This window comes from Paracidobacterium acidisoli, from assembly GCF_003428625.2.
Taxonomy (GTDB): Bacteria; Acidobacteriota; Terriglobia; order Terriglobales; family Acidobacteriaceae; genus Paracidobacterium; species Paracidobacterium acidisoli.
Window position 1 is genome coordinate 76,423 of record NZ_QVQT02000004.1, and the last position, 12,344, is coordinate 88,766.

A 12,344-nucleotide genomic window follows, 5' to 3' on the forward strand; every position below is an offset into this window, starting at 1 on the left:
TCCTCCGCTCCCGCAACTCCGTTTCTCCCATTCCGCAGTCATCCCATATTCAGACCGTCATGGTGCGCGGAGGTCACAGCCCGTCGCCGTGATTCAGATAAGGGTGATGAAATTTTCAAGCTGGCGGTCGCGCATCATCTGGAAAATTCCGCCCACCGCGTATTTGTGGAAATGCTCCGTTGCGCGATGCGCGTCGAGCGCCGCCTGGTCGTGATATTGCTCGTAAATGACCACGCTGTCAGGATCGCCGTCGACCCTGTGCGGCACATAGGTCACGCATCCCGGCTCCTTCCGGGATGCCAGTGCAAGCTCGCGCAGCATTTCATCCACCTGCTGCCGCTCTTCCCCTTTGAACCGCATACGTACCGTGAAGCTGATCATTCTCGGGCTCCCTGCATTTCCGGTCTACCTGCTGACGCCCCCGGCGCCTTGTGCTTATGCCTTTCGGCTGTGCCCGGCCGTGCCGATCTCCCGCATCGCATCGCGGAAGTCCGGCAGCTCCATCGTCTGATCGCGATCCGGCCCCGTCGACACCATGCCGATCCGCGCTCCGGATTCGCTCTCGAGGAAGCGGAGGTACTTCTGCGCCTCCAGCGGCAGCTCTTCAAAGCGGCGAATTCCCTCCGTGGAGCGCTTCCAGCCCGGCAACTTCGTGTACTGCGGCTCGATGGACTCAATGCCCCGCACATCCGCCGGCATCGTTTCGACCGACTCGCCATCGATTTTGTATCCGACGCAGATCGGAATCTCATCCAGTTCGTCCAGCACGTCCAGCTTCGTCACCACCAGCCATTCCGTTCCATTGATCTCGTTGGAATAGCGCAGCAGCGGCAGGTCGAGCCATCCGCAGCGCCGCGGACGTCCCGTCACTGCTCCATACTCCTGGCCCCGCGCCCGCAGCGCCTCGCCCGAAGCATCGTGAATCTCCGTCGGGAACGGACCTTCGCCCACGCGCGTCACATAGGCCTTGGTCACGCCGATCACCGTACCGATCGCCGTCGGCCCCACACCCGTTCCGGTCACCGCCCCGCCCGCAGTCGCCGACGACGACGTAACAAACGGATAGGTCCCGTGGTCGATATCCAGCATCGTGCCCTGCGCGCCCTCGAACATCACGCTCTCGCCGTCGTGCAGCGCCTTGTTCAGCAGCGCCGACGAATCCGCGACAAACGGCCGGATCAGCTCTGCCGCCGCCGCATACTCCTCATACATCTGCGCCGGATCGAGCGGTTCGGTTCCGAACAGCGCGTGCGCGATCGCATTCTTTTCGCCGCACGCGTTCTCAATGTGCGTCTTCAGCAGATCGCGGTTCAGCAGGTCCACCACCCGCAGACCGTTGCGCGCCATCTTGTCTTCATAGGCCGGACCGATTCCGCGGCTGGTCGTGCCGATCTTCCGCCGTCCCGGAGCGCTCTCCGCCGCCAGTTCGATCATCCGGTGGTACGGCAGAATCACCTGTGCGCGGTTCGACACAAAGAGCTGGCGGTCCACATCCACGCCCAGCTCGCGCAGCCGGTTCGTCTCCTTCAGAAAGGCCATCGGATCGAGAACGACGCCGTTGCCGATCACCGCGCGGCAATCCGGGCGCAGAACGCCACAGGGAATGAGCTGCAGGATAAACTTCTGGCCGCTGATGATCACGGTATGCCCCGCATTGTGGCCGCCCGCATACCGCGCCACCACGGAGAACCGCTCCGACAGCACATCCACGATCTTGCCCTTGCCCTCATCGCCCCACTGGGCGCCTACCACTACAGCCGACTTCGCTCGCATGATCCTCACACACGTCTGCTCCGACATTGGCACAACTGATTTGCAGGAGCGAAAAGGGAAATACCGGGCAGGACTTCCGGTCCGACTGCTCAGGAGATGGACCGGCTCGATTGCCGAGCGGCGGGAGTTTTCACCCCGCCCGGTATCTCATGATATATCGCGACGGCTGCCGGTGAAAGCCGGAAGAAAAGATGGAACAGGGACAGGCACGGCCGTCCCCGTCGGGTTTACGGCCTCGCGCCTCGCAGCAGCGCATTCAGCTCCGCATAAGGAATCGCTCCATCCATCAGCGTCTCCCACGTTCCCGATGCACGCAGCTCCTGCGCAATACGGCGCGTGAGTCCCAAAGCGGCTCTCGCCGGACCGGAACCGACGCTGACCCGCGCCACTCCCAGGCTCTGCAGTTCGCTGACTATCGGCATACCTTTCGTCGCCAGCACGTTTACCGGGCCGGAAATCTCCGCCACCAGCGTCGCGATCGTCTCTCTGTCGCCCGTCCCCGGCGCGAAGACGCAGTCCGCGCCCGCCACAAGATACGCATTCAGCCGCTCGATCGTCCGCGCAACACGCGTAGACGCCTCGCCGACGCCTGCCAGCAGAACATCCGTGCGCGCGTTCAGCACCAGCGGCAGCCCCAGAGCCTGAATCTCCCGCACCACCGCCGCCTGGGTCTCCTGATCGGCCAGCATTCCGCTTGATTCAGCCACCGTGTCCTCGAGGTTCATCCCTGCCGCGCCCACGGCCACCACGGCCTTCGCCGTCGCCACCGGATCGCCGTAGCCTGCCTCCACATCGGCCGTCACCGGCACGCTCACCGCCGACGCAATGCGGGCGACCATATCCAGCATCTCATCGCGCGAGATCGCCTGCCCGTCCGGATACCCTCGCGAAAAGGCAATGCCGGCGCTCGTCGTGGCAATCGCCGGAAAGCCCGCCGCCTCAAATACGCGGGCGGACGCAACATCCCAGGCATTCGGCAGCACAAGAATCTCCGGCCCGCGATGCAGTGCGCGAAATCGTACGGTTTTTTCTTCCTGCGTCATGACGGCATAATCGCAGCGCACACCCCTCCCTCGCAAGCCCGCAGCAGCCCTGCAAAGGGTAAAGATCATCCAGCTCTGCGACCCCGCTTTCGATCAGCCGTGTCTCTTGAAATACTGCACGTCCTTCTCATGCTGCTTCGCCTTTTCCAGCGATGAAAACGTGCCCAGGTTGCGGCGCTTGCCCGTCGACTCATTCTTCTTCTGCGAGTACAGGCGATATTCCCCGGATTTAAGTTTGCGGATCATATTCGTTGAGATGAACCCTGCCCGCACAAGAGATGCGCCCCTGCATCGTTACACTACCTAAGGTCATCTCTTTCACGGATCGTTCTTCTATCTCATGCCTGAGCTTCCCGAGGTCGAAACCGTCGCCAGCGGCGTCCACGAGCGCATTCGCGGTGAGAGCATCCACTCCGTCTGGTTCAGCCTCTATAAGGAGCCCTTCCGCTCCAACCCCGACGAAATGGCCCAGGAGCTCACCGGCAAGCGCATCGAGCGCGTTCACCGCGTCGGCAAGCACATCGTCTTCGACCTTGCCCTGCCCTCCCGATCTGCCGCGCCCGAAATCGTCCTCCAGTGGATCGTCCACCTCGGCATGACCGGCCGCCTGCTCGTCTCCGCCGCCGAAGTCCCTGTTCCACCTCATACTCACGGCATCCTGCGCCTTCACTCCGGCCGCGAGCTGCGCTTTGTCGATCCGCGTCGCTTCGGCCGCATGGGCCTGCACCATCCCGGTCCGGAGAAAACCACCTTCTCAGGCCCGGGCCACGAGCCGCTGACCATCTCTCCGGAGGAATTCGCTGATCTCTTCCGCGGACGGAAGCTTTCGATCAAGGCCGCTCTGCTCAATCAGACCCTCCTTCATGGCGTCGGCAATATCTATGCCGACGAAAGCCTCTTTCACGCCGGCATCCGTCCCACCCGCATCGCAGGGCGCCTCCCACGGGAGCGCCTCTTCCGCCTGCACAAAGCTCTGCAGACCGTCCTCAGACACGCCATCCGCCTGGGAGGCTCCTCCGTATCCGATTATGTGGATGCCGACGGCGTCCGCGGCTTCTTCCAGCTTGAGCACAAGGTCTATATGCGCGGCGGAGAACCCTGCCTCGCCTGCGGCACTCCCATCCGGCGAATCATCCTCGCCGGCCGCGGCACCCACTACTGCCCCACCTGTCAGAAATGAGCCTGAGAAGTTGAAGTGCTTATGATTTTATGAATTTCCAGAGCGTTCGGCCTACGGGATTCTGAATTAACAGCTCGGCGTAACCAACGTAAGTCAAAGATTCTAAACAAATCCGGAAACGGCACTGCAATTGCTCTTAGTGAAGGCAGCCAGCGACGCACAGGCTTCCGCCTACGGGAGAGAAGCCATGCGAATCGGTTCCGGTCAGCGAGAGCGAACGCCCAGGAGGCATTGCCCGGGCCGGAACAATAAGTCCCAGCCTCGAAAGAGTCAGGGCATTTCAGGGAGGCCAGTGATTGGCCATTAGAATAAGAAGAGCCACCCCGTGCGGTGGCTCTCTTATTTTTAAGAGACCCGAAGGCCCAATCCTGCGTCAAACTACTTGTCAGGTCATCTCACGGAGAGTAGTATTAGCTTTACCTATCGAGCGGCTGATGCCCGGTTTCAGGTCCGGGAGGCTCGCCGCTACTCACGAGAGTTACGAATTTACGATACCGGCAATCATCGTGCGGCTCCTCTGACGGTGCAATATCCGTCCTGGAATGTATAGGTGAAAGCGGCTGTTTTGGACTGAGTTGAAAGAGTATTTCACTCCATCACGTTCCGCTGATATGTATGGCTTCCGGCCTGGTTCCCTGCAGCGAGTGCATCCAACCGCAGACGGAAATAGGACACGGGTGAGGCTCGCGATGCGAAGCGAGGCTCATGCGGCTGAGGGAAGCCGTAACTTATGGAGTAAACCAGACTGCCGTGTAAGCGGCAGATGCAGCCGGTGACGAATCGCGCGAATCAGGAGAACGATTTCCGGCGTCCCCCCAATGCAGAATTCGCAGCAATGTAGCCGGATTTCGCTGCAAACCACAGTTAACGCACCAGGAAGTGCAGGCATGACAATAGAACAGAACCAGCCCGAGCCCGCATCGGCGCCAGCTCCGGTTTCCGGGTCCCAGGCACAATCGCAGGGACAGGGTCAGGGCGGCCATCGCCGCCGACGCAGAAGAAGAAAAGGCAACAAGCCCGCTGCAGCAGCCCAGGCCGGCGGACAGAACGCCCAGCAGCCCTCTCAGCCCCAGGCGAGCCCCAAACAGAAAAAATCGAGCCAGAACCGCTACTTCCAGAAAAATCCTGGAAATGGTGCGGGGAACGGCAACGGAAATGGCGGAGGCGGCGGACGCCGCCGTAACAAGCCACGCCGTCAGCAGGTCTTCGTCGGCCCGATGGATCACAGCTACCGCGCCGCGAACGGCAATATTGCCGACGCTCCGCCCTCCACCATCGAGCTGCGTCACTCCGGCGCCAACGGAAACGGCAATGGCAATGCCTACTATGGCGATGCCCCGGTGGCCTGGGAGCCGCCTCCGCCTCCGGTGCGTGAGGACGCGCCCACCCGTATCTACTGCTTCATTGAGGATCTCTTCTTCCTCGCCAAGATCAATGAGACGGCGCGCAAGCTCGGCATCAAGGTCGCCTTCGTCAAGAATGACAAGGAAGTGCTCGCTACGCTCACCGGCGGCAGCGAGGAAGAGCGTCCTTCTCTGATCGTCTTCGATCTGAACAACGCCAACGCGAAGCCCATGACGCTGATCCCGAAGATTCGCGCCAAACTCAAGAAGGGCACATCGATCATCGGCTTTCTCTCTCACCTGCAGGGCGACCTGAAGGTGAAGGCCATCGAAGCCGGATGCGACATGGTGATGCCGCGCTCCGCGTTTTCGCAGAACCTGCCCAACCTGCTCCGCCGCCACGGCTCCGACGAAGATCAGACCGAAGCGCTTGAAGCATAAAACAGCGAGCAGACCATCTGTTCTGTCACTGTGCTGCTGACAAACCTGCAGCAGAGATAAGGGGCCGCCATCGAGCGGCCCCTGCTTTTGCGCTGAAGGCGCGTGTACCCCGGACGGCAGGTTAACCGGGAGGCCAGTGCATCGCCCGTCCGCCCAGCAGATGCAGGTGCAGATGATCGACCGTCTGCCCTCCGTCCGGACCATTGTTGATCACCACGCGGTATCCCTTGTTTAATCCCTCGGTCGCGGCGATATCGGCCGCCGTGCCCAGCAGATGGCCCAGCATCTCGCGGTCGCCGGCGGTAGCATGCGCCAGCGCCGCGATATGCTGCTTCGGAATCACCAGAATATGGACGGGAGCCTTCGGATCGATATCCGAAAAGGCGTAAAGACGCTCGTCCTCAAAAACCTTCTTTGACGGAATCGCGCCCGCAACAATTTTGCAGAAGATGCAGTCCATGCACAGATTCTCCAGAACCATTTAACCAGAGCACCGGAAGGAAGCCTCTGCTCTCCCCATCGCCTGGGCCGAATAAATATGTTGACCGCTTACGGATTCCGACGAACCTCTTTTTCGAAATACTTCGGGTGCCTGCCCGGTTGCCACGGATCATACTGCGCCGCAAACGCAGCCCGTTCGCTGGTCGAAGGATGGCTGTAGCTCCAGAACTCCACAAACGGGCTGGGCGACGGGTTGTCGAGCCAGATCTCGCCGAGGCGCACAAACGAGCTCACCGCCGTCCGCTGCGGATCGGCCACCAGGCCGTGAATGACCTCCTGCCCGTACACATCGGCCTGATGCTCCTCCCACCGGCTGAAGGCATTGCCCGCCGGCTCCGCCAGAAAGCCCAGCACCGTGATCAGCAGCAGAAGCAGTCCCACCGAGGCCCAGTCGTCGACAAACGCAATGCGCCACCGCACTCCATGCCTGCGAATCAGCCCGCGCATCAGCCGGAAGGCCGCCCAGTAAAAAAGCAGCAGCAGCGCGCCATAGAAGACCAGCCCCTTCGCGATATGGCGCAGCACATAGTGCCCCTGCTCGTGCCCGTAGATGAACAGAATCTCATCGGCCGGCGCTTCATGGATCGTGTTATCCCACACCACAATGCGTTTGGTTGCGCCAAAACCCGTCACGTAGGCGTTCAGACCAGTTACCTTGCGGCTTGCATCCATCACAAACATGCGCTCCGGCGGAATATACAGATGACCGCGCGCGGCCACGCGTTCCAGCTGTATGACCAAAGCCGGATCGGACGCGGCAAGCGGCGAAAAATGATTAAACAGCGGATCGATCACTACCGGCACAAGAAACACCAGCAGCACCTCGACCGGAAGACTGATCACCCAGAACCACAACCACCACCGGCGTTGCGAATGCCGCATCAGCGCGTACACCGCACTCAGCGCCAGCGTGCCGAAAACAAGCGTCAGCAGCAGCGACTTGCCCCAGTCGCCGAACCACCCCGGCCATCCCTGGATCGAAAGGCCAAAGTGCCGGTCCACCTGCTGGTCGAGAAGATCGAGCGGCAGGCCAATCAGTGAAAGCGCCAGCAGCCATACCGGACACACCAGCAGTCCCTGCAGCCACCTGCGATGCGTCACGCCCGCCGCCCACGCGCGAATCCCGTCTCCGGCGCGAAGATACACCAGCAGACCCAGCGCCAGCACAATCCACAGCGTGCCTCCAAAATGGAGCGCCGTGCGCGCATGGCTCAGCGCAATCGCCTTCGCCAGCTTCGCCGGAGGCAGCGTATAAACGGCCTTTCCAGCCGATCCGGCCTGCTGCGTCGTCTCGGCAAACCCGCTCGCCGTCTGCAGCGCCAGCATCATCGCCGCTGCCCCGCCAATCCGGCCGCGCCGCAATACCATGCGTGGCTGTATCTTCAGCGTCATGCGATTCCTGTTTCGCTCCGCGGGATTTTCTTTTAGACTTGCGGCCATACTCGAGCCATTTTAATGAATCGCCGCCCTCTTTCTGCTGCTCTCCGTGTCTCTGCTGTTCTCCTGGTGCTGCTGCTCACCATCGCCTTCTCGAATCCACCGGCATCTGCACAGTCTTCCGGTGCTCTTATGAACGCCATGACCGGCGAACTGCATCGCGCCATGACCGGTCTCGCGAAGCAAAAGGATGGGCAGCCCCCTCCCTACTACATCAGTTACTCCGCACACGATCAGTATTCGCTGAACATCATGGCCGAGCAGGGCGCCATCGTCTCTTCCGACAGCTCGCATGACCGCGCCGCCGATGTCGTCGTGCGCGTCGGCGACCCAAAGCTCGACAACACACACGGCACGCACCGCTCCTCGGCCATCAACACCGTGCCCCTGCCGCTCTCTGACGATGCCGGCGCCGTTGCCCGCAGCCTCTGGTGGGCCACCAATCGCGGCTACGGCAATGCGCTCCAGACCTGGCTGCAGGTAAAGACCGAGACTCAGGTGCGCGCGAAAGAAGAAGACACCTCGCCCGATTTCTCCGTCGAGCCCGCCGTCAGCGCCCAGGAAAAGCCTGCCGTTCCGGCAAAGATCGATCGCGGCCAGTGGAACGATCGCATCCGTGCGCTGTCCGGGGTCTTCCACGATTACCCGCATGTCTATGCCAGCTTCGTGCTGCTGACCAATACCGACGATACAAATTACTTCGTCTCGTCTGAAGACACGCATGTCACCGACCCGCATCAGCTTGCGCGCATCGTGGTCTTCGCCACCACCCGCGCCGACGACGGCATGGACCTCTTCCGTGCGCAGACCTTCGAGGCTCGCACCCCCGCCGGCCTGCCTGCTCAGGCCGAGCTCGTCACCGCCATAAAGCAGCTCGCCGACAGCCTCGAGCAGCTTCGCAACGCGCCCGTCACCCAGCCCTTCGATGGCCCCGCCATCCTCTCCGGACGCGCTGCCGCCGTCTTCTTTCATGAGGTCCTCGGACATCGCCTCGAAGGCCAGCGCCAGCGCGGCAATGAAGAAGGACAAACCTTCACCAGAGATCTCGGCAAGCCGATCCTGCCCGATTTTCTCTCCGTCGCCGACGATCCCACCCAGGCCACCTTCGACGGAACATATCTGAGCGGCTATTACACCTATGACGATGAAGGGCAGCGGGCCGAGCGCGTACAGCTCATTAAAAACGGCGTGCTGCAGACCTTCCTGATGTCGCGTCTGCCCATCGCCAGCTTCTCCACTTCGAACGGTCACGGCCGCTCGCAGCTGGGACGCATGCCGACCGGCCGTCAGGGCAATCTCATCGTCACCTCTACGCACAAGGTGCCGGAGAGCGAATTGCGCAAAATGCTGATCGACGAAGTAAAGAAGCAGAACAAGCCCTACGGCCTCTACTTCGAAGACATCTCCTCAGGCTTCGCCGTCACCACGCGCACTTCGCCCCAGGCCTTTCAGGTCCTGCCGCTGATTGTCTATCGCGTCTATGCCGATGGCCGCCCCGACGAGCTCGTGCGCGGTGTCAGCATCGTCGGCACGCCGCAGGCCGCACTGAAGCGCATCCTCGCCACCGGAGATAAACAAGAGGTCTTCAACGGCGAGTGCGGTGCGGAATCCGGCAGTATTCCCGTCTCGGCCATCGCTCCCGCCATGCTCGTCAGCGAGATCGAAACGCAGCGTCAGCCCCAGGGCACCGCGCGTCCACCCATCCTGCCTCCACCCGGCATAAATGCCATCGCAAAACCAGCCGCGAACACGAAGGTGGAGGCCAACTGATGAAGACAAGAGCACTTTTTCTCGCCGCCGCCTCTGCGCTCATGCTGTTCCTGCCCGCGTCTCTGCCCTGCTCCGCGCAGACCACACGCGCCGATGCGGAAAAAGATCCGGTGCTGAGCGCCATGCTGCAGGAGCTCGGCCGCAGCCGCGATCATCTCCAGCTGCCCGGCTTCCAGAAGCCGTTCTTCATTCAGTACCGGCTCGACGATGTCGTCGATTACACCGCCACCGCCAACTACGGCTCGCTCACCGGAGAGCAGGAAAGCCATCGCCGTGTCGTTCGTGTCACCGTGCGCGTCGGCGACTACAAAACCGACAGCTCCACCGAGCGCGGAGATGGCTCGCTGCAGTTCGCCGCCATCGAAGACGATCCCATCGCCCTCCGCTACGCGCTCTGGAGCGCCACCGATCTGGCCTACAAAAACGCGCTGCGCGAATACACCCAGAAGCAGGCCGAGCTGAAGACCGTACAGACGCCGCCCCAGGCCGACGACTTCTCCTCTGAAAAGCCCGTCATCTCCATCGATCCCGAAGCAAAGCTCGTACTCGACCGCGAAGCCTGGAAGCAGCGCATCGTCGATGCCTCCGCGCTCTACCGCACCGATCCGCAGGCAAAGGCCTTCTCAGACGACACGCAGTACTCCAGCGGCTCCGTACGCGCGCGTGCGCTGAATCGCTATCTCGTCAACACCGAAGGCACCATTGTTCGCCAGGGCTCCTCTGAATATCTCGCCACCGTCTCCCTGGGAACACAAGCCTCCGACGGTATGCGCATCGATCGCTCCTACGGCACCACCAGCGCTGCGGCTGACGGACTCGACTCCGCGCAGAAGTTTCACGACGGTGTGGTGAAGGTACTCCTTTCGCTGCACGATCTCAAAAACGCTCCCGTCATCTCCGACGAATACCACGGGCCGGTCCTCTTCTCCGCCGACGCCTCATCCGACATCTTCGCCGAGCTCTTCGCGCCGGCCGTCGCCGCACAGCGCCCTGAGATGGGCACCACGCAGCGCACCCGCGGACCCTATGCTTCAAGCTTCCAGGCGCGCGTGCTGCCGGACTTCCTCAAGGTCACCGACAACCCCGGTCTCACCAGCTTCGACAATAAGCCGCTGCTCGGCGCCTATCAGGTCGATGACGAAGGCGTGGCCGCGCAGCCCGTCACGCTCGTCGAAAGCGGCCGGCTCACAAACTACCTCATCGGACGCGAGCCGGTGAAAGACTTCCCCGCCTCCAACGGACACGCCCGCGCCGGCATCGCACAGCCAGCCCGTCCCATAACCGGCGTCCTGCATGTCGAAACCGCCTCGCCAGCGACCTCCGACGAGCTGATGAAAAAGCTCCTCGCGCTCGGCAAAGACGATGGCCTACAGTATGTCTATAGGGTGGAGACCTTCGGTCCCCAGCTCACGCCACGCCTGCTCTGGCGCATTCAGGTTGCCGACGGGAAGAAGGAGCTGGTGCGCGGAGCAGCGCTCGACGATCTCGATCAGCGCACCCTCCGCGCTGACATTCGCGCCGCCGGCAGTGATACCTGGGTCGACAACATCTTTGGCGACGTGCCGCAGACCGTGCTCGCGCCGTCCATTCTGATTGAGGATGTCACCGTAAAACGCGCCGATGACCGCAACGACAAGCTGCCCTACTATTCGCCGCCCGCGGACAAATAAACGCTGGAAACGCCCCTGGCGGATTCCCATCCGCCAGGCCGCTCTTAATCCAGCCTCACCAGATACGCATCCCCTTCGACCGGCTTCAGCTCATGCGCAATCTCCACAGCGCGCTCCCGGTCGTCATTCGCCGGCCGAATCCGCACCCAGTGCCCCGTCGGCCCGGTAAATTCAATCACGTTCGCCGTCTGGTACTTCCGCTCCAGATGCTCCTCAAGGCGCAGCGCCTCTTTCTCATGGGTGAAGGCGCCAATCTGCACGCACCAGCGCCCGCCCTCATCCATCGGCTTCGGCGTCTCATATACGTCGATGCGCACATTCGCAGTGCCCGGCCGCCATACGCCAACTTCCTTCGCCGCACCCTCTGAAAGGTCCAGCACGCGCCCCGGAACGAACGGGCCGCGGTCGGTCACGCGCATCACCGCCGACTGTCCCGTGCTCATATTCGTCACTTTGATCAGCGACCCCATCGGCAGCGTGCGATGCGCCGCCGAGACCATGTTCTGATCGAAGATCTTTCCGTTCGCGCCCATGTGGTTGTGGTACGGAGGTCCATACCAGCTCGCCATGCCGCTCTCCGTCCACACCGGCGAGTGCGTGGCCACATACTCGGCGTCCATCTGCGAATCCGCCACCGGCCCCGTCGGGCTGCTCACTGCAGGCGGCAGAGATGAAGGCGCGGGAGCCGATGCCGGAGGAGGCGCCAGCACCGGCGGCGGTGGCGCATATACGACCTGCGGCTGTTTGTGCCCGCACCCTGTTATCAGTGCCAAAGCCATGCCCGAGATCAGCGCCGAAGAGAGAAAGGAGGAGTGTCGCTGCATCGTATCGGTTTCCTGATTCCGTTTTCCGGTTACATTCCGCTTCCGCCGCGGCGGTCAAGGTGCGCGGCCAGTCGTTCCAGTTGCTCTGCAGCCGTGCGCAGCCCCTTCGAAGAGCTCCGGCGAACCTCCGGAACCACCTCGTCGTTCAGCCAGGCAATCAGCTTCTTCAGATCCTCCTCGATGCGAGGAACCGCGTTCTCTACCTGCTCATCGACCCTGCGGCCAAAGTTTTCAAAGCGTCCTGAGCCGGAAGTCGTTCCCGATTGCTCTGCCATAAGTCAGACCTCTGTCTCCAAACTGCATAAACACGCATTTTCAGTATTTATCCCGCCTGTTGAAGGGTCAATCGCGTACTGACAGCA

12 protein-coding genes are annotated in these 12,344 nt (G+C 61.9%); 4 read left to right on the forward strand and 8 right to left on the reverse strand.

What is annotated here, in order from left to right; translation table 11 throughout:
• Positions 1-93 precede the first annotated feature (93 nt).
• The 4 genes from D0Y96_RS11405 to D0Y96_RS11420 form a co-directional block, all read right to left on the reverse strand.
• Positions 94-381: a putative quinol monooxygenase gene (locus D0Y96_RS11405; protein WP_117299981.1), complete on the reverse strand. Its 288-nt coding sequence runs from the start codon at positions 379-381 to the stop codon at positions 94-96.
• A gap of 54 nt (positions 382-435) precedes the next feature.
• Positions 436-1,773 (reverse strand): adenylosuccinate synthase, encoded by a 1,338-nt coding sequence (locus tag D0Y96_RS11410; protein WP_117299983.1) that lies wholly within the window; start codon positions 1,771-1,773, stop codon positions 436-438.
• A 227-nt stretch (positions 1,774-2,000) separates the two neighbouring features.
• Positions 2,001-2,837 (reverse strand): isocitrate lyase/PEP mutase family protein, encoded by an 837-nt coding sequence (locus tag D0Y96_RS11415; RefSeq protein ID WP_199480254.1) that lies wholly within the window; start codon positions 2,835-2,837, stop codon positions 2,001-2,003.
• A gap of 72 nt (positions 2,838-2,909) precedes the next feature.
• Positions 2,910-3,062 carry a hypothetical protein gene (locus tag D0Y96_RS11420; RefSeq protein WP_199480255.1) on the reverse strand — a complete coding sequence of 51 codons (153 nt, stop codon included), beginning with the start codon at positions 3,060-3,062 and terminating at the stop codon, positions 2,910-2,912.
• Positions 3,063-3,156: 94 nt separating this feature from the next.
• Here D0Y96_RS11420 and D0Y96_RS11425 point away from each other — a divergent pair, with 94 nt between their 5' ends.
• Together D0Y96_RS11425 and D0Y96_RS11430 are read left to right on the forward strand one after the other, a co-directional pair.
• Positions 3,157-3,996, forward strand: coding sequence for a DNA-formamidopyrimidine glycosylase (locus D0Y96_RS11425; protein ID WP_117299985.1), 840 nt, complete (start codon positions 3,157-3,159; stop codon positions 3,994-3,996).
• 887 nt (positions 3,997-4,883) lie between these two features.
• The gene (locus D0Y96_RS11430) at positions 4,884-5,780 is read left to right on the forward strand and encodes a response regulator (RefSeq protein ID WP_199480257.1); all 897 of its coding nucleotides are present in this window, start codon (positions 4,884-4,886) and stop codon (positions 5,778-5,780) included.
• Between the two features lie 121 nt (positions 5,781-5,901).
• Here D0Y96_RS11430 and D0Y96_RS11435 read toward each other — a convergent pair whose 3' ends face one another.
• On the reverse strand, positions 5,902-6,240 hold the full coding sequence (locus D0Y96_RS11435; protein WP_117300961.1) for a histidine triad nucleotide-binding protein: 339 nt from the start codon (positions 6,238-6,240) through the stop codon (positions 5,902-5,904).
• Positions 6,241-6,329: 89 nt separating this feature from the next.
• Positions 6,330-7,673, reverse strand: coding sequence for a M48 family metallopeptidase (locus D0Y96_RS11440; protein WP_158562359.1), 1,344 nt, complete (start codon positions 7,671-7,673; stop codon positions 6,330-6,332).
• A gap of 63 nt (positions 7,674-7,736) precedes the next feature.
• Here D0Y96_RS11440 and D0Y96_RS11445 point away from each other — a divergent pair, with 63 nt between their 5' ends.
• Both D0Y96_RS11445 and D0Y96_RS11450 read left to right on the forward strand, forming a co-directional pair.
• Positions 7,737-9,488 (forward strand): metallopeptidase TldD-related protein, encoded by a 1,752-nt coding sequence (locus D0Y96_RS11445; RefSeq protein WP_117299989.1) that lies wholly within the window; start codon positions 7,737-7,739, stop codon positions 9,486-9,488.
• Positions 9,488-11,158 carry a metallopeptidase TldD-related protein gene (locus D0Y96_RS11450; RefSeq protein ID WP_117299991.1) on the forward strand — a complete coding sequence of 557 codons (1,671 nt, stop codon included), beginning with the start codon at positions 9,488-9,490 and terminating at the stop codon, positions 11,156-11,158. Before D0Y96_RS11445 ends, D0Y96_RS11450 begins: the two co-directional genes overlap by 1 nt.
• Positions 11,159-11,202: 44 nt before the next feature.
• Here the strand turns inward: D0Y96_RS11450 and D0Y96_RS11455 are convergent, their stop codons facing one another.
• Positions 11,203-11,982, reverse strand: a complete 780-nt coding sequence (locus tag D0Y96_RS11455) for a septal ring lytic transglycosylase RlpA family protein (protein WP_252263722.1) — start codon at positions 11,980-11,982, stop codon at positions 11,203-11,205.
• A 29-nt stretch (positions 11,983-12,011) separates the two neighbouring features.
• Complete coding sequence (locus D0Y96_RS11460) at positions 12,012-12,257, reverse strand: hypothetical protein (protein ID WP_117299993.1); 246 nt, start codon at positions 12,255-12,257, stop codon at positions 12,012-12,014.
• Positions 12,258-12,344 lie beyond the last annotated feature (87 nt).